At 71.0% G+C, this 20,861-nt stretch carries 19 protein-coding genes, 1 pseudogene and 1 riboswitch; of the genes and pseudogenes, 10 read left to right on the forward strand and 10 right to left on the reverse strand.

The genetic code is table 11. The annotated features are described in order from the left end of the window. The first annotated feature begins 73 nt into the window (after positions 1-73). The 4 genes from ACFZDC_RS25750 (at position 74) to ACFZDC_RS25765 (ending at position 5,579) form a co-directional block, all read left to right on the forward strand. Entirely contained in the window at positions 74-1,438 is a 1,365-nt protein-coding gene (locus ACFZDC_RS25750; RefSeq protein ID WP_391327449.1) for a sensor domain-containing protein, read from the forward strand. A gap of 213 nt (positions 1,439-1,651) precedes the next feature. Beyond that, entirely contained in the window at positions 1,652-2,311 is a 660-nt protein-coding gene (locus tag ACFZDC_RS25755; RefSeq protein WP_391327738.1) for a LuxR C-terminal-related transcriptional regulator, read from the forward strand. Between the two features lie 285 nt (positions 2,312-2,596). Beyond that, entirely contained in the window at positions 2,597-4,525 is a 1,929-nt protein-coding gene (locus ACFZDC_RS25760; protein ID WP_391327451.1) for a 2-oxoacid:acceptor oxidoreductase subunit alpha, read from the forward strand. After that, positions 4,518-5,579, forward strand: coding sequence for a thiamine pyrophosphate-dependent enzyme (locus ACFZDC_RS25765; RefSeq protein ID WP_391327452.1), 1,062 nt, complete (start codon positions 4,518-4,520; stop codon positions 5,577-5,579). Before ACFZDC_RS25760 ends, ACFZDC_RS25765 begins: the two co-directional genes overlap by 8 nt. Before the next feature lie 16 nt (positions 5,580-5,595). Here ACFZDC_RS25765 and ACFZDC_RS25770 read toward each other — a convergent pair whose 3' ends face one another. Next, the gene (locus ACFZDC_RS25770; RefSeq protein ID WP_391327454.1) at positions 5,596-6,000 is read right to left on the reverse strand and encodes a winged helix-turn-helix transcriptional regulator; all 405 of its coding nucleotides are present in this window, start codon (positions 5,998-6,000) and stop codon (positions 5,596-5,598) included. 91 nt (positions 6,001-6,091) lie between these two features. Here ACFZDC_RS25770 and ACFZDC_RS25775 point away from each other — a divergent pair, with 91 nt between their 5' ends. The 3 genes and pseudogenes from ACFZDC_RS25775 to ACFZDC_RS25785 all read left to right on the forward strand — a co-directional run bounded on the left by ACFZDC_RS25775 (position 6,092) and on the right by ACFZDC_RS25785 (position 8,594). Further along, positions 6,092-6,946: an NAD(P)H-binding protein gene (locus tag ACFZDC_RS25775; protein WP_391327456.1), complete on the forward strand. Its 855-nt coding sequence runs from the start codon at positions 6,092-6,094 to the stop codon at positions 6,944-6,946. 136 nt (positions 6,947-7,082) lie between these two features. After that, the gene (gene rarD, locus ACFZDC_RS25780; RefSeq protein ID WP_391327458.1) at positions 7,083-8,036 is read left to right on the forward strand and encodes an EamA family transporter RarD; all 954 of its coding nucleotides are present in this window, start codon (positions 7,083-7,085) and stop codon (positions 8,034-8,036) included. A gap of 42 nt (positions 8,037-8,078) precedes the next feature. Beyond that, a pseudogene (locus tag ACFZDC_RS25785) lies at positions 8,079-8,594 on the forward strand (VOC family protein). A gap of 25 nt (positions 8,595-8,619) precedes the next feature. Here ACFZDC_RS25785 and ACFZDC_RS25790 read toward each other — a convergent pair. Continuing rightward, the gene (locus tag ACFZDC_RS25790; protein WP_391327460.1) at positions 8,620-9,762 is read right to left on the reverse strand and encodes a hypothetical protein; all 1,143 of its coding nucleotides are present in this window, start codon (positions 9,760-9,762) and stop codon (positions 8,620-8,622) included. 195 nt (positions 9,763-9,957) lie between these two features. Here ACFZDC_RS25790 and ACFZDC_RS25795 point away from each other — a divergent pair, with 195 nt between their 5' ends. Next, complete coding sequence (locus tag ACFZDC_RS25795; RefSeq protein ID WP_391327462.1) at positions 9,958-10,545, forward strand: NAD(P)H-dependent oxidoreductase; 588 nt, start codon at positions 9,958-9,960, stop codon at positions 10,543-10,545. A gap of 6 nt (positions 10,546-10,551) precedes the next feature. Here the strand turns inward: ACFZDC_RS25795 and ACFZDC_RS25800 are convergent, their stop codons facing one another. From ACFZDC_RS25800 to ACFZDC_RS25815, 4 genes are all read right to left on the reverse strand, one after another. After that, positions 10,552-11,436, reverse strand: a complete 885-nt coding sequence (locus ACFZDC_RS25800) for an ABC transporter permease (RefSeq protein WP_391327464.1) — start codon at positions 11,434-11,436, stop codon at positions 10,552-10,554. Further along, a complete protein-coding gene (locus ACFZDC_RS25805) occupies positions 11,423-12,397 on the reverse strand; it encodes an ATP-binding cassette domain-containing protein (protein ID WP_391327466.1) in 975 nt (324 codons plus the stop codon). The genes ACFZDC_RS25800 and ACFZDC_RS25805 overlap by 14 nt, the downstream gene beginning before the upstream one ends. Positions 12,398-12,430: 33 nt before the next feature. After that, a complete protein-coding gene (locus ACFZDC_RS25810; protein ID WP_391327468.1) occupies positions 12,431-13,636 on the reverse strand; it encodes an outer membrane lipoprotein carrier protein LolA in 1,206 nt (401 codons plus the stop codon). A gap of 245 nt (positions 13,637-13,881) precedes the next feature. Next, on the reverse strand, positions 13,882-14,892 hold the full coding sequence (locus tag ACFZDC_RS25815; protein ID WP_391327470.1) for a polyprenyl synthetase family protein: 1,011 nt from the start codon (positions 14,890-14,892) through the stop codon (positions 13,882-13,884). A 498-nt stretch (positions 14,893-15,390) separates the two neighbouring features. Then, a riboswitch (cyclic di-AMP (ydaO/yuaA leader) is annotated at positions 15,391-15,605 on the forward strand. 5 nt (positions 15,606-15,610) lie between these two features. Here ACFZDC_RS25815 and ACFZDC_RS25820 point away from each other — a divergent pair. Continuing rightward, positions 15,611-16,099: a transglycosylase SLT domain-containing protein gene (locus ACFZDC_RS25820; RefSeq protein ID WP_391327472.1), complete on the forward strand. Its 489-nt coding sequence runs from the start codon at positions 15,611-15,613 to the stop codon at positions 16,097-16,099. A gap of 35 nt (positions 16,100-16,134) precedes the next feature. Here ACFZDC_RS25820 and ACFZDC_RS25825 read toward each other — a convergent pair whose 3' ends face one another. Beyond that, positions 16,135-16,947: a Cof-type HAD-IIB family hydrolase gene (locus ACFZDC_RS25825; RefSeq protein WP_391327475.1), complete on the reverse strand. Its 813-nt coding sequence runs from the start codon at positions 16,945-16,947 to the stop codon at positions 16,135-16,137. A 64-nt stretch (positions 16,948-17,011) separates the two neighbouring features. Then, positions 17,012-17,461, reverse strand: a complete 450-nt coding sequence (locus tag ACFZDC_RS25830) for a carboxymuconolactone decarboxylase family protein (protein ID WP_391327477.1) — start codon at positions 17,459-17,461, stop codon at positions 17,012-17,014. Positions 17,462-17,544: 83 nt separating this feature from the next. On the opposite strand from ACFZDC_RS25830, the gene ACFZDC_RS25835 reads away from it, so the two are divergent. Further along, a complete protein-coding gene (locus ACFZDC_RS25835) occupies positions 17,545-18,126 on the forward strand; it encodes a hypothetical protein (protein WP_391327479.1) in 582 nt (193 codons plus the stop codon). Between the two features lie 15 nt (positions 18,127-18,141). On the opposite strand, the gene ACFZDC_RS25840 is transcribed toward ACFZDC_RS25835, so the two are convergent. Together ACFZDC_RS25840 and ACFZDC_RS25845 are read right to left on the reverse strand one after the other, a co-directional pair. Then, positions 18,142-19,344: an FAD-dependent oxidoreductase gene (locus ACFZDC_RS25840; RefSeq protein WP_391327480.1), complete on the reverse strand. Its 1,203-nt coding sequence runs from the start codon at positions 19,342-19,344 to the stop codon at positions 18,142-18,144. 45 nt (positions 19,345-19,389) lie between these two features. Then, a complete protein-coding gene (locus ACFZDC_RS25845) occupies positions 19,390-20,640 on the reverse strand; it encodes an ATP-grasp domain-containing protein (RefSeq protein ID WP_391327740.1) in 1,251 nt (416 codons plus the stop codon). Positions 20,641-20,861: the final 221 nt, after the last annotated feature.

Here is a 20,861-nt window from a genome sequence, read left to right on the forward strand (position 1 = left end):
CGCGCAGGCGCCGCGCACCAGGCTGGAGACACGGCAGCACCGCCGCCAGGTCGAGGAGAACGGGACAACACCGATGGCCACGGAGTACGGACAGGAGTACGGGCGGGGACACGGGCACGCGGCCGGCTCCGGCTTCCCCACCGCCGAGGGGGAACGGCGCCACCTGCTGCCCGCCACGCTGCGGGCGCCCGTCGAGGCGCGCGCCTGGCGCGAGTTCGGGTACGTGCTGCTGGGCCTGCCGATCGCGGTCGCCCTGTTCAGCTGGACGGTCACCATGGTGGCGCTGGGCGCGGGCCTGCTGGTGACCTTCCTCGGGATCCCGGTGCTGGCGGTGGCGCTGGCCGGGTGCCGGGGCTTCGGCGCGCTGGAGCGGACGCGGGCGCGCGCGCTGCTGGGTCTGGAGGTGGCCGCCCCGGAGCCGCTGCGGACGGCCAAGCCGGGGGCGTTCGCGTGGATGGGCGCGGTGCTGAAGAGCGGCACCTCGTGGCGGCACCTGCTGTACGCGCTGCTGCAGTTCCCCTGGGCGGTGTTCTCGTTCGTCGTGGCGGTGAGCTTCTGGACGTACGGCTGGGCGCTGCTGACGTACCCGCTGTGGTTCTGGCTGTTCCCGATGTACGGCGGCCACGGCGGCCTGCAGCTGTACGGCGACGAGCACCACAGCGTCTATCTCGACAACCCGTTCGAGATCACCCTGACCGCGCTGGTCGGACTGCTGTTCACGCTGGCCACGCCGTGGATCGTGCGGGCGCTGACCACGGTGGACGGCCTGCTGGTGCGCGGGCTGCTCGGCCCGTCGCGGCTGTCGGCTCGGGTCGTGGAGCTGGAGTCGGACCGCGGGGTCGTGGTCGACACGGCGGCCGCCGACCTGCGCCGCATCGAACGGGACCTGCACGACGGGGCGCAGGCCCGGCTGGTGGCCCTGGCGATGGATCTGGGCCTGGCCAAGGAGAAGCTGCGGGAGGACCCGAGGGCGGCGGCCCGAATGGTGGAGGACGCGCACGGCGAGGTGAAGACGGCCCTGCAGGAGCTTCGGGATCTGGCGCGCGGGATCCATCCGGCCGTGCTGACCGACCGCGGCCTGGACGCGGCCCTGTCCGCGGTCGCCTCCCGCTGCACGGTGCCGGTGCGGGTGGAGGTCGACCTGCCGGCCCGGCCGGTCCCGGCCATCGAGGGCATCGCCTACTTCACCGTCTCCGAGCTGCTGCAGAACATCAGCAAGCACAGCCGGGCGCGGGTCGCCTCGGTGGATGTGTGGCGTGCGGAGGACCGGCTGATGATCCAGGTCATGGACGACGGGGTGGGCGGCGCGGACGCGTCCCGCGGTTCGGGCCTGGCCGGTCTGGCCGGACGACTGAGCGCGGTGGACGGAGTCCTGGTGGTGGACTCGCCGGCGGGCGGCCCCACCCGGGTGATCGCCGAGCTGCCCTGGCGGGGCTGAGCGGACCCGCCCGGAGGGACGGTCCCCGAAGACCGCGCTTCCCCGGCTCATATCGTCGCCGACACCGCGCTTCCCCGGCTCACCGTCGCCGACACCGAACGCTTCCCCGGCTCCTGCGCATGACGGCCCGATTGCTGGAATGCTGGACCTTCGTACGGACGGGACCGTCGGAAGACGCGGGCTGCACGGGGGGCCGGGATCGTGGAGGACAGGGTGCGGGTGGTCATCGCCGAGGATTCGGTGTTGCTCAGGGAGGGCCTGACCCGGTTGCTGACCGACCGCGGGCACGACGTCGTGGCCGGTGTCGGGGACGCCGAGGCGCTGGTCAAGACCATCGCCGACCTGGATGCGCAGGGCGCGCTGCCCGACGTGGTGGTGGCGGACGTACGGATGCCGCCGACGCACACCGACGAGGGGGTGCGGGCGGCCGTACGGCTGCGCAGGGCGCATCCGGGGCTCGGGGTGCTGGTGCTGTCACAGTATGTGGAGGAGCGTTACGCCACCGAACTGCTGGCCGGTTCCAGCCGGGGCGTGGGCTATCTGCTCAAGGACCGGGTCGCCGAGGTGCGCGAGTTCGTCGACGCGGTGGTGCGGGTGGCCGAGGGCGGCACGGCGCTGGACCCGGAGGTGGTCGCGCAGCTGCTCGGGCGCAGCCGCAAGCAGGACGTGCTGGCGGGGCTCACTCCGCGTGAGCGCGAGGTCCTGGGGCTGATGGCGGAGGGGCGGACGAACTCGGCCGTCGCCCGGCAGCTGGTGGTCAGCGACGGCGCCGTGGAGAAGCACGTCAGCAACATCTTCCTGAAGCTCGGGCTGTCCCAGAGCGACGGCGACCACCGGCGTGTTCTGGCCGTTCTGACCTACCTGAACTCGTAACGGGCCGACACTGTGTCAGCAGCGTGTCAGTCCGTCCGGCTTCTGTGGAGGCCGGGTACCCGGGTGGGAGGCCACTGAGAGAACCGAGGGAATCGCAGGGAGCGTCTTCATCGACGCTTCAGCGGTGCGGGACATCATGACAAGTCAGCGCGACAGGCCGTCTCGAAAAGTCGTCCACCATACGGATGGCCGCGGGAAGCGACCCTAACCGACGTAGGGTTGATCCTGGGATGGCCCGTGGGAAGACCATTGCCCGGACAGCCGCCTCGAAGGAGGTCCAGTTCAGTGACCAGCCAGGTCAGCAGCCCAGCGGAGCAGGCCGACGCAACCGTCGTGGGAGAGCAGCGCAAACCGGGCGGAGCAAAGGACGTGCGGCGCCTGGACCGGGTGATCATCCGGTTCGCGGGGGACTCGGGTGACGGCATGCAGCTCACCGGTGACCGGTTCACCTCGGAGACCGCGTCCTTCGGCAACGACCTCTCCACCCTCCCGAACTTCCCCGCGGAGATCCGCGCCCCCGCCGGCACGCTGCCCGGTGTCTCCTCGTTCCAGCTCCACTTCGCCGACCACGACATCCTCACCCCGGGCGACGCGCCGAACGTGCTGGTCGCGATGAACCCGGCCGCCCTGAAGGCCAACATCGGCGACGTGCCGCGCGGCGCCGAGATCATCGTCAACACGGACGAGTTCACCAAGCGCGCGTTGCAGAAGGTCGGCTATGCCGCCTCCCCGCTGGAGGACGGCTCGCTGGACGGCTACAACCTGCATCCGGTGCCGCTGACCACCCTCACGGTGGAGGCGCTGAAGGAGTTCGACCTCTCCCGCAAGGAGGCCGAGCGCAGCAAGAACATGTTCGCCCTCGGCCTGCTGAGCTGGATGTACCACCGGCCCACCGAGGGCACCGAGAAGTTCCTGAAGGGCAAGTTCGCCAAGAAGCCCGAGATCGCCGCCGCCAACATCGCCGCGTTCCGCGCGGGCTGGAACTTCGGCGAGACGACGGAGGACTTCGCGGTCTCCTACGAGGTCTCCCCCGCCGCCAAGGCCTTCCCCGTCGGCACCTACCGGAACATCTCCGGCAACCTGGCCCTGGCCTACGGCCTGATCACCGCGTCGCAGCAGGCGGATCTGCCGCTGTTCCTCGGCTCGTACCCGATCACCCCGGCCTCGGACATCCTGCACGAGCTGTCCAAGCACAAGAACTTCGGCGTACGCACCTTCCAGGCCGAGGACGAGATCGCCGGCATCGGCGCGGCCCTGGGCGCGGCCTTCGGCGGTTCGCTCGCGGTGACGACGACGTCCGGCCCCGGTGTGGCCCTCAAGAGCGAGACGATCGGTCTGGCGGTCTCCCTGGAGCTGCCGCTGCTGGTGGTCGACATCCAGCGCGGCGGTCCCTCCACCGGGCTGCCGACCAAGACCGAGCAGGCGGACCTGCTGCAGGCGATGTTCGGCCGCAACGGCGAGGCGCCGGTCCCGGTCGTCGCCCCGAAGACGCCGGCCGACTGCTTCGAGGCGGCGCTGGAGGCCACCCGGATCGCGCTGACCTACCGCACCCCGGTGTTCCTGCTCTCCGACGGCTACCTGGCCAACGGTTCCGAGCCGTGGCGGATCCCGGACCTGGACGAGCTGCCGGATCTGCGCGTGCAGTTCGCCTCGGGCCCGAACCACACCCTTCCGGACGGCACCGAGGTCTTCTGGCCGTACAAGCGGGATCCGCAGACCCTCGCCCGCCCGTGGGCGATCCCGGGCACGCCGGGCCTGGAACACCGGATCGGCGGCATCGAGAAGCAGGACGGCTCGGGCAACATCTCCTACGACCCGGCCAACCACGACCTCATGGTCCGCACCCGCCAGGCCAAGATCGACGGCATCGAGGTCCCGGACGTCGAGGTCGACGACCCGCACGAGGCGAGAACGCTGGTCCTGGGCTGGGGTTCGACCTACGGCCCGATCACGGCAGCGGTACGGCGGCTGCGCGCGGCCGGCGAGTCGATCGCACAGGCGCACCTGCGCCACCTCAACCCCTTCCCGCGCAACCTGGGCGCGGTGCTGGGGCGGTACGAGAAGGTGGTGATCCCCGAGATGAACCTCGGGCAGCTCGCCACTCTGATCCGGGCGAAGTACCTGGTCGACGCCCACTCGTACAACCAGGTCAACGGCATGCCGTTCAAGGCGGAACAGCTCGCCGCCGCGCTGAAGGAGGCCATCGATGACTGACGCCACCAAGGGGCTGCTGCAGCTGGTCCCGAAGGCCGAGGCCAAGCAGTCGATGCGGGACTTCAAGTCCGACCAGGAGGTGCGCTGGTGCCCGGGCTGCGGTGACTACGCGATCCTGGCCGCCGTCCAGGGCTTCATGCCGGAGCTGGGGCTGGCGAAGGAGAACATCGTCTTCGTCTCCGGCATCGGCTGCTCCTCCCGTTTCCCGTACTACATGAACACCTACGGGATGCACTCCATCCACGGCCGCGCCCCCGCCATCGCCACCGGCCTCGCGAGCTCGCGCCGGGATCTGAGCGTGTGGGTGGTCACCGGTGACGGCGACGCCCTGTCCATCGGCGGCAACCACCTGATCCACGCCCTGCGCCGCAACGTCAACCTCAAGATCCTGCTGTTCAACAACCGGATCTACGGGCTGACCAAGGGGCAGTACAGCCCGACCTCCGAGGTCGGCAAGATCACCAAGTCGACGCCCATGGGCTCGCTGGACGCGCCGTTCAACCCGGTGTCACTGGCCATCGGCGCGGAGGCGTCCTTCGTCGCGCGCACGATCGACTCCGACCGCAAGCACCTGACCGAGGTGCTGCGCGCCGCCGCGGACCACCCCGGCACGGCCCTGATCGAGATCTACCAGAACTGCAACATCTTCAACGACGGCGCCTTCGACGCCCTGAAGGACAAGCAGCAGGCCGAGGAGGCCCTGATCCGCCTCGCGCACGGGCAGCCGATCCGGTTCGGGCCCGACGGCACGCGCGGTGTCGTACGGGACCGGCAGACCGGCGATTTGAAGGTGGTGACGGTGACGGCGGAGAACGAGGCGGACGTCCTGGTGCACGACGCGCACTCCGCGTCCCCCACCACCGCCTTCGCCCTCTCCCGCCTCGCCGACCCGGACACGCTGCACCACTCCCCGATCGGCGTGTTCCGCTCCGTCGAGCGGCCGGTCTACGACACGGCGATGGCCGACCAGCTCGACACGGCCATCGAACAGCACGGCAAGGGCGACCTGGCCGCGCTGCTGGCCGGCGGGGACACCTGGACGGTCATCGGCTGAGGACCGACCCGTTTCGCTATGAGGCCCGGGACTGGACTTCCCGGGCCTCGTCGTATGCCTGGCGGGCCTTCTCCACCCGGCCCATGCGGTCGTGCGTCCACCGGGCCAGGGACCGCACCTGCTCCGCCGCCTCGCGGCCGAGGTCGGTCAGCGAGTAGTCGACGCGGGGCGGGATGACCGGCTGGGCGTCCCGGTGGACCAGGCCGTCGCGCTCCAGGGTCTGCAGGGTCTGGGTGAGCATCTTCTCGCTGACGCCCCGCCCGCCCCACCGGCTGATGGCCCGGCGCAGCTCGCTGAAGCGGTACGGCCGCTCGAGCAGCTCGATCAGGACGAGGACGCCCCAGCGGCTGGTGACGTGCTCCAGGACGAGCCGGTAGGGGCACAGCGCCTCGGCTTCCAGGACCTTTCCACTTACTGCCATGCCAGTACCTTACTTCAAAGTGGGTACTTTCACTTGGTTAGTGCCCCTCCTAAGGTGAGTGCCCTAGGCACCCCCCAAGGAGTTGTGAAGCATGAGCATCGTCGTCACCGGAGCCACCGGACACCTCGGCCGTCACGTGGTGGAACAGTTGCTGGAGAAGGTTCCGGCGGAGCAGATCACCGCCGTCGTGCGCGACGAGGCGAAGGCCGCCGACTTCGCGGCCCGCGGGGTCGCGCTCGCCGTCGCCGACTACGACAGGCCGGAGACCTTCGACGGCCTGTTCGCGGCCGGCGACAAGGTCCTGCTGATCTCCGGCAACGAGTTCGACAAGGGCCGGGTGCGGCAGCACGAGGTCGTCATCGACGCCGCGAAGGCGGCAGGCGTGGCACTGCTGGCGTACACGAGCGCGCCCCGCAGTCTCAAGGCCGCGCTCGCCGACGACCACCGGGCCACCGAGGAGGTGCTGCTCGCCTCCGGTCTGCCGTACAGCCTGCTGCGCAACGGCTGGTATCACGAGAACTACACGGAGAACCTGGGCCCGGTGCTGGAGCACAACGCGGTCGTCGCGGCGGCCGGCGAGGGCCGGGTCTCCTCGGCCTCGCGCGCCGACTACGCCGCCGCCGCGGTCGCCGTGCTGACCGGCGAGGGGCACGAGAACACGACGTACGAGCTGGGCGGCGACGAGGCGTGGAGCTTCGCCGAGTACGCGGCCGAGCTGAGCCGGCAGACCGGCAAGGAGGTCGTCTACAACGCCGTCTCCGGCGAGGTGCTGAAGGGCATCCTGACCGGCGCCGGGCTCCCGGAGCCCCTCGTCGAGCTCTTCGTCGGCGTCGACGCGTCGATCGAGAAGGGCGAGCTGGTGGTCACCACCGGCGACCTGTCCCGCCTGGCCGGCCGTCCGACCACCCCGCTCGCGGATGCGGTCACGACCGCGATCAAGGGCTGAACCGCCCCCTCGCGAGCGCTTGAGCACACCCACCCACCATCTGTCATGACCGTATGGCGATACGGGCATGACAGGCAGGGGTGCTCGGCGCTACCTTCGTTCCCGCGTGCGTAGGTGAGGCGAGAAGGAGGGGCCCATGGCCGGGACGTCCAAGGGTGAGCATCGGACAGGCCTGCTGAACGGCTTCGCCGCGTACGGCATGTGGGGACTGGTCCCCCTGTTCTGGCCGCTGCTGAAGCCCGCCGGGGCCATGGAGATCCTGGCCCACCGCATGGTGTGGTCCCTCGCCTTCGTCGCCGTCGCCCTGGTCGCCGTACGGCGCTGGGCCTGGGCCGGCCGGCTGCTGCGGCAGCCACGGCGGCTGGCCCTGGTGGCGGTGGCCGCGGCCGTCATCACCGTGAACTGGGGCGTCTACATCTGGGCCGTGAACTCCGGCCATGTGGTCGAGGCCTCCCTCGGGTACTTCATCAACCCGCTGGTGACCATCGCGATGGGCGTGCTGCTCCTGAAGGAACGGCTGCGGCCCGCGCAGTGGGCGGCGGTCGGGGTGGGTTTGGCAGCCGTCGTCGTCCTGACCGTGGGCTACGGCCGCCCGCCGTGGATCTCGCTCTGTCTCGCCTTCTCGTTCGCCACCTACGGGCTGGTGAAGAAGAAGGTCGCCCTCGGCGGCATCGAGTCGCTGGCCACCGAGACCGCCATCCAGTTCGTGCCCGCGCTCGGCTATCTGCTCTATCTCACCGCGCACGGCGGCTCCAGCTTCACGACCGAGGGTGCGGGACACGGGGCCCTGCTCGCCTCGACCGGCGTCGTCACCGCGCTGCCGCTGGTCTGCTTCGGCGCTGCGGCGATCCGGGTGCCCCTGTCCACGCTGGGGCTGCTGCAGTACCTGGCCCCCGTCTTCCAGTTCCTGCTGGGCATCTTCTACTTCCACGAGGCGATGCCGCCCGAGCGCTGGGCCGGTTTCGCGCTGGTGTGGCTGGCGCTGGGTCTGCTCACCGCCGACGCGCTGCGCTCCGCGCGCAGGCCCAGGGCGGTCGTCGTGCCGCCCCGGGTCGGGACGATGCCCGACTCCGCTCCGGTGGACGCCTGACGGGAGCCGAGTGTCGGTGGGGGGCCGTTACAACTGGTACCCATGTCTACGCGGACACCCGCACCGCTGCACCGGAAGCTCGTCACCGACGCGGCCGGCCCACATGCGCAGGCCGACTTCCGGACGCCGCGCTGCACTACGAGGCCGGGGACTACGAGGCCGGGGACTACGAGGCCGGGGACTACGAGGCCGGGGACAACAGCGCGCCGGTCGAACGGCTGCTGTCGCTCGGCGCGCTGCCCGAAGCGGCGACGGTCGAGTACCACGGCCGCCCCGCCTTCCGTGACCTGATCGCCGTACGGCACCCGGGGACCCCTGCGACCCGGACTCGGGCACCGGGCGGGGGCGGGCGGCAGCTCTTCCAGCGCGTCCCGGAGACGAAGACCGTCAGCAACCGGCTCCACCTCGACCTGCACTCCGGCGACGGCCGACGCGTGGACGAGGTGCCGCGCCGCGCCTGGAGGCGCTGGGGGCGCGGTCCTGCAGGAGGTGAGGGAGCCCGCCGGCGAGGGGGTGGTGATGGCGGATCCGGAGGGCGACGAGTTCTGCGTCCAGTAGCCGGCAGGTGCCGCGGGCGGGCGGGTTACGCCTGCGCCGCCCGGGCCGCGCGGTCGGTCAGGCGGACCATGCGGGCGCGGGCGGACTCCAGCGGCCGCGGATCCTCGGACGCGGGGCCCGGCTCCGCGGTGAGGTCCGTCCACAGCCCGATCAGGTCGCGGCCCAGCCGCAGGCCCTCCTCCGGGTCGCGCACCGCCCGCCAGGCGGTGGCCGCGCTCTGCACGTTGCCGTAGGCCGCCTCCGCGTCCCGGGCCTGCCGGCGCAGCCGGGCGAGGTCCAGGGAGAGGTGGAAGGCACGGACCGGGTCGCCCGCCAAGTAGGCGATGTAGGCGGTCAGTTCGCGAAGATGCAACACCTCGGGGTGGCGCGGGCCGAGCACACCGGAGGCCTCGACGACCGTGCGGTCGGCGAGTTCGGCGGCGGCCTCGATACGACCGTCCCGGACGGCCTCGTTGATCCGCGCCATCGGCCCGGTGAGCAGTTCGGCGCCCTCCGCCGTCTCGGTCACGGGCTCGTCCCCGAGCACCTCCTCGGCGACGGCGTCGAAACCGCGCGCGGGGGTGGGGGTGGAGGACGTGGCCGGGGCGGGCTCGGGGTCGAGCAGGGGGGCCGGCACGGGCTTCGGCTCCGGGGCGGGCACGGGGGCGGGCTCCGGGGCGGATTCGGGTACGGCGGCGGAGGCGGGGGGCGCGTCCGCTTCCGGTACGGCAGCCCGAGCAGGGGGCGCGTCCGCTTCCGGTACGGCAGCCCGAGCAGGGGGCGCGTCCGCTTCCGGTACGGCGACGGAGGCAGGGGGCGCGTCCATGACGGGCGGCGGTCCGAACTGTCCCGTGGGCATCTGCACCACACCCGGACCGCCCGGCGCACCTCGCGGAGCGACCCGTACCGGATCTCCCGCCATCCGGCTGGAGCCGTCCGCCGAGACCTCGAGCGGGACCACGCAGCCGGCGCACTCGTCGTGGATGGTGGCGCGTATGGGGGCACCCAGGCTGATGGCCAGGCGCTGCAGGTGGTTCAGCACGGCCTGCTGTATGTCCTCGCCCGGTGCCGCGGCGACCGCCGTCCCGCCCACCGACGCGCTGCCCTCGCCGGACACCCGGACGTACACCACCGCAGGGTGTGCCGCGGGCTGCTGCGCCCGCTTCTTCTCGAAGCTGAGTCGAGACATCGGTTCCCTCACTCCCCCGGCGCCGCGATCCGGTCGTACGCGTCCTGTCATCCAGTCTGTGGGCTCAGCTCGGCTCGCGCGTCACCGCGACGTCACAGCCTCGCACCAGCCGCACCCCTTGAAGAAGATGCTTGCGTATGCATAAAATGCATGCGCTTATATTCGCGGTACGACATCGCTCACCCTGGGGGACCCATGAGCCGCCGCTTCCTGTTCGTCCTGGGCAGCGCCCGCCTCGAAGGCAACACCGAACTGCTGGCCCGCGAGGCCGCCGAGCAGCTGCCCGCGGATGTCGAGCAGCAGTGGATCCGTCTCGCCGAGCACCCGCTGCCCGACTTCGTGGACCTGCGGCACGACAGCGACCATGTGCGGCCGCCCTCGGACACCGAGACCGGCCTGCTGCTGGACGCCACGCTCGCGGCCACGGACATCGTGATCGCCTCACCGCTGTACTGGTACTCGGTGTCCAGCCTCACCAAGCGCTACCTGGACTACTGGTCGGCCTGGCTGCGCACCCCGGGCCTCGACTTCCGGGCCACCCTGGCCGGAAACACCCTGTGGGGCGTCGCGGCGCTCGCCGACCGGGACCCGTCGGTCGCCGACCCCTACGTCGGCACGCTCAACAACTCCGCCGCCTACCTGGGGATGCGCTTCGGCGGGGTGCTGCTGGGCAACGGCAGCGCGCGCGGGGACGTACGCAAGGACACCGACGCGCTGGCGCGCGCCAAGACCTTCTTCGCGCAGCGGGCGCCGCTCGCCCGCTTCCCGCACCAGGACGCCTGAGGCCTGCTACGCGCTGATGTCCTTCGTCGTGAACCGCGCCCAGGCCGCCGAGCCGAACACGGCCGCGTACAGCGCCTGGAGGCTGAGGTTCTTCACCAGGTCGTCCCAGTAGACGGGCTCGCGCATCAGGTCGGCGAAGGACAGCCAGTAGTGGGGGAAGAAGTACGGCTGCAGAGCGTGCAGCTGGGGTATCTGGTCGAGGATCTGAACGGTGATGAGCAGGCCGACGGTGGTCGCCATCGCCGCGATGCCGCTGTTGGTCAGGGTCGACACGAACAGGCCGAGGGCCGCGATGCCGACCAGCGAGGCGGCGACGACCTGGGCGATCAGCAGCGCCCGGCCGAGGCCCTCGGCGAAGGTGATCCGGGTGCCGGAGATGGTCGTGAGGCCGCCGAGCGGGAACAGCAGCGCACCGACGATCAGCGCGGAGACGGCCACGACCAGGGTGGCCAGCACGCAGAAGGCCATGACCGTCGTGTACTTGGTGAGCAGCAGACGCGTCCGGCCGGCCGGGGCGACCAGCAGATAGCGCAGGGTGCCGCCGCCCGCCTCGCCCGCGATGGCGTCGCCCGCGACGACGCCCACCGCCATCGGCAGGAAGAACGGCAGGGTCGCGGCCAGTGCCGTGAACACCAGGAACAGGCCGTTGTTGGTGATCTGCGCGATGAACGCCGGCCCCTCACCCCCGCCCCGGCCCGACGCCGGGCCGCCCCGCGTCTCGATCTTCACGGCGATGCCGACCAGCACCGGCACCGCCGCCAGCACCCCGAGCAGCGCGAGCGTGCGCCAGCGCCGGACGGTGGTGACCAGCTCGCTGCGCAGCAGCCCGAAGGTCCACAAAGCACTGACCCGGCGCACGGCGGGTGCCTGGGGTGCCTCAGCCCGCGACATCGAAGCCTTCCCCCGTCAGTGCCACGAACGCGTCCTCCAGCGAGGCCCGTTCGAGTGTGTAGCCCCGCACGCGGACGCCCGCCGTGACCAGGGCGGCGTTCACCTCGGCGAGGTCCCGCTCGGGCGGTTCGCCGGTCACCCGGTCGCCGTCCACGGCGACGTCCCCGATGCCCTGCTCCTTCAGCACCCGGGCCGCCTCGCCCGGGTCGGGGGTGGTCACCACCAGCCGGCCGCGCGCCCCGGCCGCCAGGTCGGCCACCGCGCCCTGCGTGATCAGGCGGCCCTGGGCCATCACCGCCGCGTGCGTGCACACCTGCTCGATCTCGTCGAGAAGGTGGGAGGAGAGGAACACGGTCGTGCCGTCGGAGGCCAACTCCCGGATCAGGGCACGGATCTCGCGCATGCCCTGCGGGTCGAGGCCGTTGGTCGGCTCGTCCAGGACGAGCAGCCTGCGCGGCTGGAGCAGGGCGGCGGCCAGCCCCAGGCGCTGCTTCATGCCGAGCGAGTACGCCCTCGCCTTCTTGGCCGCGGCGGCCGTCAGGCCCACCCGGTCCAGGGCGGCGGCGACGCGTGCGCGCCGGGTGCGGGGGTCGGCGGTCGGGTCGGCGGCGTCGTAGCGCAGCAGGTTGTCACGGCCGGAGAGGAAGCCGTACAGGGCGGGGCCCTCGATCAGCGCGCCGACGTGCGGAAGGACGGCACGGCCGGCCCTGGGCATGGGGCGGCCCAGGACGCGGGCCGTGCCCGAGGTCGGCTCGATCAGGCCCATCAGCATGCGGATGGTGGTCGTCTTGCCGGAGCCGTTGGGGCCGAGGAAGCCGAAGACGCTGCCCGCCGGGACGGCCAGGTCGAGACCGTCGACGGCGAGCTGTCCGCCGCGGTAGCGCTTGGTGAGGCCGCGCGTGGCGATGACATGCGCCGGCGCGTCCCCCGACTCCCGCTCCGTGGCGGACGGTTCGTCCATCGGCTCCCCTCGATTCGTCGTGCCCGGGAAGGGTTACTTCCCTTCGTTCGCCGCCTTCACCAGCGTGTCCTTGGTGACCGCTCCGGCGTACACCTTGCCGTCGTCGGTGATCAGGGCGTTGACCAGGCGGGTGGAGAAGACCGTGCCCTTGCCGAACTTCCCGGAGACCTGGTCGCCGAGCGAGCCGAGGAAGCCGCCGAGGTCACCGCCCCGGGAGCCGGACGGCAGGCCGCCCTTGGTGCCGGTGTCGAAGGTGGCGACGGACGTCCAGCCCTTGCCGAGCACCGTGGCCCCTCCCAGGCCCTTGGCGAAGTCCTCGCCGGGCTTCGGGGCGTGCTCCGGCGCTTCGGTCCCCTTCTTGCCGTCGGGCTTCTCCTCGGTGATCTTCGCGCCCTTGGGCGGAGTGAAGTCGAAGGTGGAGGCGGCCGGCTTGGCGAAGGACACCTGGGTGAAGCCCGCGTCGAGCACGGCGGCACCGCCGCTCTTCGGGGTCAGCGTGAACTTCAGCGGCTGACCCGTCTTCGCGTCCACGGCGATGGTGATCGCGCCGACCGTGGTACCGGACTGCTTGGGCTTGATCAGCAGCTTGTAGGCGTCGCGTCCGGCGACCTGCGCGGTGCCGTCGACGGTCACGGACGTGGTGTCGTCGACCGACTTCAGGGCCTCGTCGGCGAAGTCCTTCGGCGTGGCCGGCGGCTCGGCCCGGTGCTCCCTGCCGGAGTCGGCGGCGGTGCCGTGGAAGACCTCGTTGCTCTTGCTCTCGTAGCCCCAGACGTCCTTGCCGTCGTGGATGAGGCTGTACTCGGCGCCGCTCTCCAGCAGCGACAGCTTCTGCCGGTCCGGGCCGTCGGCCGCCACGCGCAGGGTGTGCGTGCCGGACACCAGCTCGGTGAGCTTGGACGTCGGGTCGGCGGAGGAGCCGCCGCCGCGGGCCGCCCCGGACGCCAGGCTGCTCTCCAGGCCGCCGAGGTCCGGCAGGCCGAGGTCGGTGCTGACCTTCACCGTGCCGGACAGCTGCTGCACGTCCGACTTGGCGATCTTCTCGATGAGCTGCTGCGCGGTGATCTTCGGCAGGTCGGGGTCACCGGAGTTGGCGAGCGCCGGGACCAGCCCGATCGTGGCCGCCGCCACCCCCACCACCGCGACCGGGACCACGTACCGGGCGGCCTTGCGGCGTCCGGAGTGCAGGTCCTCGTCCTGAACGGCGCCCGTTGCGTCGTCGGATTCGTACGGTGCCATCTGTGCCTTACCTCCGTCGTCGGCGGCGGCTGTCCCCACACTGGTCCACCTGAGCCGCCATTCTCACCCGAATCGGTGAGGAGTGGTGATTTCCGTGGTTTCCATCTGACCAAATCGGCCGTGAGGAAGCGTCAGACCTCGGAGCCAACTCCGTGTACGCCTGCGGTATGACACACAGGGGCGGCACCTCCCCCGACCCGTAGGGGTCGGGCGGGAGACACCGCCCTCGCGCCGAGTACGGGGCCTCAGCCGGCCCGGTGCACCACCGCGTCGCACAGCTCGATCAGCGCCGCCTTGGAGTCGCACTCCGGCAGCGGGGCCAGCGCGGAGCGCGCCTCCTCCGCGTACCGGACGGTGTCCCGGCGGGCCTGCTCCAGCGCGGGGTGCGCACGGAGCCCGGCGAGCGCCTCGGCGTGCCGGGCGTCGTCGGTGAGGTCGGAGTCCAGCAGCGCGCACAGCGCGACGTCCTCGGGCAGCCCCAGCCGGGCGGCCCGCTCGCGCAGCCGCAGGACGGGCAGCGTCGGGATGCCCTCGCGCAGGTCGGTCCCCGGGGTCTTGCCGGACTCGCGCGAGTCGGAGGCGATGTCCAGGACGTCGTCCGCGAGCTGGAAGGCGACCCCGAGCCGTTCGCCGTACTGGGTGAGCACGTCGACGACCGTCTCGTCGGCCCCGGACATCATCGCGCCGAACCGGCACGACACGGCCACCAGGGAGCCCGTCTTGCCTCCGAGCACGTCCAGGTAGTGCTCGACCGGGTCCCGCCCGTCCGAGGGGCCCGCCGTCTCCAGGATCTGCCCGGTGACCAGCCGCTCGAACGCGAGGGCCTGCACCCGGACCGCCTCGGGGCCGAGGTCGGCGAGGATCTGGGAGGCGCGGGCGAAGAGGAAGTCGCCGGTGAGGACCGCGACGGAGTTGCCCCAGCGGGTGTTGGCGCTGTCCACGCCGCGCCGCACGGACGCCTCGTCCATGACGTCGTCGTGGTACAGCGTGGCGAGGTGGGTCAGCTCCACGACGACGGCCGACGGCACGACGCCTGGCGCGTACGGGTCGCCGAACTGTGCCGCGAGCATCACGAGCAGCGGCCGGAACCGCTTCCCACCGGCTCGTACGAGGTGTTGCGCGGCCTCCGTGATGAACGGGACCTCGCTCTTGGTGGCTTCGAGCAAGCCTTCCTCGACAGCCGCCAATCCGGCCTGGACATCGGCTTCCAGAGCCTGGTCCCGCACGCTCAGCCCGAACGGCCCGACGACGGTCACGAGGGGTCTCCTGTCTGCTGGTGTCTGGTGGCGATTACACGGTTTGTCGATAGGTCGCTGCCCTCACTCAAGTCAGCGTATCCGGTCCTGTTTCGATCACCGATAGCGCCCACCGGTCCAGCCCGGCGGTATCGGATCACGGCCGGTATGTTTTTGATGATCCGATAAGGATGGACATCTATTGACTTAACAGGAACTAGTCCGGTTTGTCGCGAACTGGACGGTGGGCGGATTACTCCTTTTGCGCCACGACCGACAAAACTCCCGAATCCCCCATGTCCGGTTTGGTACACTTTGCTATTTCGTGAATTGGGTCACGCATACCCATGTACCCGGCTGATCGCCCCACCACCGGTTCCCCCTTGCCACGTCAGCCAGTTGAGGGTTGGCAACCGCAAAGGATCAAGCACCCCATATGGCACAGATCAAGGTCAACGGGGTCTTTGTGTGAATCCCATACTTGTTCCGGACATGTGCTCTCGCATAGCTTCCCGCCCTGTCAGGCGAACGCCGAATCCTGCCGCGTCTGACACCACCCATCGACGAACTCATTCGTACGGCAGGAGCGGGGGACCCAGGTAAGCCGCTGTCCCGGCACGACACACGTCGTGCCGGTACGGCTAGGGGTGAAGCCGTGCCTCCCACCAGAGGCACGGCCGGGCACCTCCCCGCCCGAACCCGACAGCTCACCTCGCAGGCGACGGAGAGGAATTTCGCCATGCCTGCTGCCGCTCAGCCCCGCCGCGTCCGCACCAACCGCCTCATCCGCACGCTCGCCGTCGCCGGCACCGGCGCCGCCGTACTCGCGCTTCCGCTCATCGGCGCGACCGGCGCCTCCGCCGCCACCCCCACGGCCACCACGCCCTCCACCACCCTTGCCGGCTACCCGAACAACCTCGACGGCTGGATCCGCGAGTCGCTCGCGATCATGGCCCAGAAGGGAATCCCGGGGACGTACAACGGCATCTACCGCAACGTCATCCGTGAGTCGTCGGGCAACCCGCTGGCCATCAACCTCTGGGACTCCAACGCGGCCAAGGGCATCCCGTCCAAGGGCCTGCTCCAGGTCATCGACCCGACGTTCAAGGCCTACCACGTGGCCGGAACGTCCTACAACATCTACGACCCGGTCGCGAACATCACGGCCGCCTGCAACTACGCGGCCGCGCGCTACGGGTCGATCGACAACGTCTTCGGCGCCTACTGATCGCTACCGGTGGCAGGCCACTACTGATATCCCGGTCAGTCTGTCGGGAACAGTCTTTCGAGGACGACGGCGATGCCGTCGTCCTCGTTCGACTGTGTGACCTCGTCGGCGACCGCCTTGAGTTCGGGGTGGGCGTTGGCCATGGCGACACCGCGTCCGGCCCAGTCGAACATGGGGATGTCGTTGGGCATGTCACCGAAGGCGAGGGCCCGTTCGGCGGCGATCCCCAGATGGTCGGCGGCCAGCGCCAGCCCCGTCGCCTTGGTGACACCGCAGGGCTGGAGTTCCACCGTCCCCGGCCCCGACATCGTGACCGTCGCCAGCGAGCCCACCGCCGAGCGCGCGATCGCCGCCAACTCGTCGTCGGACAGCGTGTGGTGGCGCAGCAACACCTTGCTGATCGGCTCGCACCACAGATCGTCCCGCCGGCCGACCCGCACCGCGGGCAGAGTGGGGTGCGGCATCAGATACCCCGGTTCGATCAGCGTCAGCCCGTCCACGCCGTCCTGGTCGACGGCCGCATAGACCTGGCCCACCTCGGCCTCGATCTTGCCGAGCGCGGTCTCGGCCAGTTCCCGGTCCAGCCGGACCGACCACAGCAGGCGGTCGGCGCCGGCGTCGTAGACCTGCGCGCCCTGCCCGCACACCGCTAGCCCCGTGCAGCCGAGCGCGTCCAGGAGCGGCCGTACCCGGGGCGCCGGGCGGCCCGTCACCACCAGGTGCCGGGCGCCGGCCCGCGCCACCCGCTCGAGCGCGGCGAGCGACCGGTCGGAGACGGTGTCGTCGCCGCGCAGCAGCGTCCCGTCCAGGTCGGTGGCGATCAGTGCGTGTGCGGGGGGTGCGGCCATGATCAGAGAATACGGACAGCGCGCCCCGCCGACTCACCGCGATGTTCCCGGACTTGTGTGCTGCTCAGCCCCAAGTGGTGCCCGCGGGCTCCCTGATGGTGGCATTGATGCGGTTGAACATGTTGGTGAGCGAGATGGTGAGGATCAGCGCGGAGAGCTGCTTCTCGTCGAAGTGGCCGGCCACCTCGTCCCACAGCGCGTCCGGCACCGGCTCCTCGGAGAGGTCGGCCAGCCGCGTGACCCGCTCGGTCAGCTGCAGCGCCGCACGCTCGGCCCGAGTGAAGCAGGGCGCCTCACGCCAGGCCACGACGCCGGCGATCCGCTCCTCGCTCGCACCGGCCTTGCGCAGGTTCACCGTGTGGCCGTACACACAGGCGCTGCGCCCGTTGATCTGGCTGGCCCGCAGCCCGACGATCTCGGCCAGCTCCTGCGGCAGTCCGCCCCCGCCGATCCCCTGGAAGATCGTGCCGATGCCCTTCAGGGCGGCCGGAAGGACGTACGCCGGGTTGGTCATCCGCGCCTGCCTGGTGCTGCCTCCAGTGGCCGTGGTGCGCGTCGGGTTGCTCGCACTGCACTGACGGAGCGGGGGCGGATGGTGTGACAGACCGGCACGGAGAATCTTCGGCCCATCTTCCGAAGGCGGCGACGGGCGTCATCGAGCGCTCCCCCAAGGAGCTGAAGCCGGAGATCTACACTCTCTCCTTCCGTATCCGGCGGGTGGACGACGACGACCTCCGCCCGTACGTGGCCGTCGGCTACAACACCGAGAACCAGTACGAGCGCGAGAAGGTTCACAGGGACCGCGGCGAGGCCCGCTGGTACTGCGCCGGCCGGCTGCTGGACGGCTTCGAGATGCTCGGAAGGTCCCGAGGACCCGGTCGGGGCGCGCCCGTAGAAGGAGGTCGAGGGGCTCGGGCGGCGGTTCGAGGAGAGGGATCCCGACGGGAGCGGGACGTCCGACGTGAGGTGCTCGGGACGCACTTCGCCGACGCCTGGGTCGAGCCGGCCCGCCGGCTGCACGCGGACGGCCGGATCGAGAAGGTCTTCGGCCGCCCGCTGCCCGTCGTGATCTTCGACATGTACTGCCCGGGCTGGGAGGTGGAGGCCACCACGGCCGCCAACCCGCCCGAGCTGATCGAGGGGTTCCTGAAGGGGCAACGGGCGGCCGAGGAGGCGTAGGGGGCCTCGGGCCTCTCAGCCGTGGGCGGCCGCCAGGTGCTTGGCCAGCCGTGGCGAGGCGAATTCCGTGCCGCAGACGAAGCGCATCACCGGACCGTACGAGGACGCCGCCGGGAGGCCGGTGAAGTACAGGCCGGGCACGGACGAGACGTATCCGGCGCCGAGCCTGGGCGTGCCCCGGCTCACCGCGAGCCGCGTGCGCAGTTCGTGGCAGAGGAAGTCCATCGCCGCGATGTCCACCCGGTAGCCGGTGGCCGCGATGACGTGGTCGGCGGAGAGCCGCTCGGTGCCTCCACCGTGGGTGCGGACGGTGAGAACGGGGCTGCCGTCCGGTGCCTCGGCGGCCACCACCCGCTCGACCTCCTGGACCTGCACCTTGCCCTCGAACCGGTCGCGCAGCCACCAGGCGCCGAGCGGGCCGAGGACCCGGCGGACCAGGTAGTGGCGGGTCCGGTCCGGCAGGAAGCGGTAGGGGTGGGGGTAGTAGCTGAGCGCCCACAGGGACCAGGCGCGGCCGAACGGGGACTCGGGGCGCAGCCTGGGCTGGTGCCAGGGCGGTGCGCCGAAGGCGACCCGGCCGCGGCCGCGCGAGACCACGCGCACCTGGGCGCCGGCCTCGGCCGCGAGGGCGGCCGTCTCCAGGGCGGACTGGCCTGCGCCGACGACGATCAGCTCCTTGCCGGCGAAGCGGGTGAGGTCGTGGTGCTGGGAGCTGTGGGAGACCGGGCCCGTGGGCGTCGGTCCGTCGGCCGCCGCTCCCGCCAGCTCCGCCGGGAGGTGGGCGAGCCCGGACAGACCGGTGGCGACCACGACGGCGCGGGCGTTGAACAACTCCCCCGAGTCCAGTTTGAGTTCGAACCCGCCGCTCTTGTCACGGTCGACGGAGACGACCCGGACCCGCTCCAGGTCGGGCAGCAGCTTCTGCTGGAACCACTCGCCGTAGGCGATGAAGGTCTCCACCGGGATGATGTCCTCGTCGGTCACCAGCCGGCGGATGCCGGCCGCGTCGCAGTAGTCGGCGAGGGTGTGGCCGGGCTGTGGGCAGTCGAGGCTGGATGCGGCGGGAGTCGACTTCAGGAGCATGCCCTCGGGCATGTGGTCGCGCCAGCTGACCATGGGGTCGCCGAAGACGCGGACGGGGATCCCGCGCGCCCGCAGATGGGCGGCGGTGGACAGGCCGAACGGCCCGGCCCCGATGACTGCGACCGGTCGAATCACGAAGTCCCTCCCCAGAGACACGGTGCGCCACCTTCGTGGCCTTGCCTACTTCGTGGCGGTGTTGGTGCTGCTGCCTCGGCGGCTGGTCCGCCACAGCTGATAGAGGTGCTTCGCGCCAGGGCGCACGAAGCGGGCGAGCATCGTGAGGAACGGCAGCGGGTCGTCACCCGCGAGCCAGGCCAGCTCCGTCCCGCTCGCCTTCACCGGCGCGTGCGGCGTCGTATAGCCGCTGCGGCGGTAGGCGAGGAGGGCGGGCAGGTCGATGTTCTCCACGATGTAGCGGTGGCCGGCCCGCTGTTCCCCCTCCGGAACAGGTCGGCCGGTCAGATGCAGGTGCATCGCGCGTACGACGTCCACGCCCGACTCGTTCTCGAAGAGCCGGAACTGGGCGCCCATGCGCGGGTTGAAGTCGAGGAGTTTGTACCGACCGTCACGCCGGTCGAAGCGCAGGTCGAGGTCGATGATTCCGCTGAAGCCGATCTGTTTGATGAAACGCGCGGCGAGGTCCGCGAGTTCCGGGTTGTCGACGACGTACGCGTTCGCCGTCATGCCCGCGTGCGGCGGCCAGGAGCGGACCTTGACGCCGGTGAAGAGGGCGAGCGGGGCGGAGTCGGCGTCGAAGCAGGCGTGCACGATCCAGTCCTCCGCCTCCTCCCTCGGCAGGTACTCCTGGAGGATCACCCCGGGTTGCTCGCCCCAGTCGCGGGCGAGGGTGAGCAGGCCCTCGCGCGTGGCGATCCTCGTCGTGCCGTTGACGGCGGGCCGTCTGCGCCGTACGAACGCCTCGCGGTTCTTGGCCACCACCGGGAAGCGGGCCTTGTCGGCGAAGGCGACGATCTCCTCGTAGGTCGCCGGGAACGCGGCCGACGGGCTCGCGATGCCGTGTTCCACGCACAGCTCGTGCAGGCCCTGCTTGCTGGCCAGCCGGCGCGGCAGTGCGGGGGCGACGCGCGGGAAGAGAAAGGAAACGGCCAGGTCGTCCTGGTGTTCGGCGATCAGGACGGCGGCCTCCTCGTCGGTCGGGATCAGAACGGTCGGGCGGCCGATCCGACGGCCGATGCGCAGCAGGCCCTCGACCAGGTGACCCGGATCCTCGGACCCGGTCGTCGGCCAGACGAACGACCTTGTGAGATAGCGGGAGGAGGCCGCCGGTGTGTAGGGATCCTCGGTGATGGCATACATGGGCACACCCAGGCGGCCCAGGCTGCGGATCGCGCCGACACCCCCATGGTGCAGCGGATAGTCGCCGAACTTGACGATCAACCCCGGCACGTCACGGTCGGCCTCCCAAGGCACACTGACGGCGTTTCCGGCCACGGGTCCCCCCACGTGTCCCCCCTACGGACCGGACCCACCCCGTCCGTGTCCCCCAAAGGACGCTAAGCCGGAATTGCCGCCTCCCACAAGGCCTATTCGGACATTGCGAACTCTTTAGACATCAATCGAGCAACCATTCGAGGCATGACCCAGCAGCCGTGAGCCACTGCCCAAGACATGCGACTCAGCCGTAACGTGTG

Source organism: Streptomyces sp. NPDC007905, from assembly GCF_042959345.1.
GTDB lineage: Bacteria > Actinomycetota > Actinomycetes > Streptomycetales > Streptomycetaceae > Streptomyces.

Bases quoted from the DNA above. Each gene is read 5' to 3' on its own strand.
- ACFZDC_RS25770 (WP_391327454.1), bottom strand. From the start codon at position 6,000: ATGGCAGTAAGTGGAAAGGTCCTGGAAGCCGAGGCGCTGTGCCCCTAC.
- ACFZDC_RS25790 (WP_391327460.1), bottom strand. From the start codon at position 9,762: ATGTCTCGACTCAGCTTCGAGAAGAAGCGGGCGCAGCAGCCCGCGGCA.
- ACFZDC_RS25830 (WP_391327477.1), bottom strand. From the start codon at position 17,461: ATGACCAACCCGGCGTACGTCCTTCCGGCCGCCCTGAAGGGCATCGGC.
- ACFZDC_RS25805 (WP_391327466.1), bottom strand. From the start codon at position 12,397: ATGGACGAACCGTCCGCCACGGAGCGGGAGTCGGGGGACGCGCCGGCG.
- ACFZDC_RS25775 (WP_391327456.1), top strand. From the start codon at position 6,092: ATGAGCATCGTCGTCACCGGAGCCACCGGACACCTCGGCCGTCACGTG.
- ACFZDC_RS25750 (WP_391327449.1), top strand. From the start codon at position 74: ATGGCCACGGAGTACGGACAGGAGTACGGGCGGGGACACGGGCACGCG.
- ACFZDC_RS25820 (WP_391327472.1), top strand. From the start codon at position 15,611: ATGCCTGCTGCCGCTCAGCCCCGCCGCGTCCGCACCAACCGCCTCATC.
- ACFZDC_RS25810 (WP_391327468.1), bottom strand. From the start codon at position 13,636: ATGGCACCGTACGAATCCGACGACGCAACGGGCGCCGTTCAGGACGAG.
- ACFZDC_RS25765 (WP_391327452.1), top strand. From the start codon at position 4,518: ATGACTGACGCCACCAAGGGGCTGCTGCAGCTGGTCCCGAAGGCCGAG.
- ACFZDC_RS25825 (WP_391327475.1), bottom strand. From the start codon at position 16,947: ATGGCCGCACCCCCCGCACACGCACTGATCGCCACCGACCTGGACGGG.
- rarD (WP_391327458.1), top strand. From the start codon at position 7,083: ATGGCCGGGACGTCCAAGGGTGAGCATCGGACAGGCCTGCTGAACGGC.
- ACFZDC_RS25795 (WP_391327462.1), top strand. From the start codon at position 9,958: ATGAGCCGCCGCTTCCTGTTCGTCCTGGGCAGCGCCCGCCTCGAAGGC.
- ACFZDC_RS25800 (WP_391327464.1), bottom strand. From the start codon at position 11,436: ATGTCGCGGGCTGAGGCACCCCAGGCACCCGCCGTGCGCCGGGTCAGT.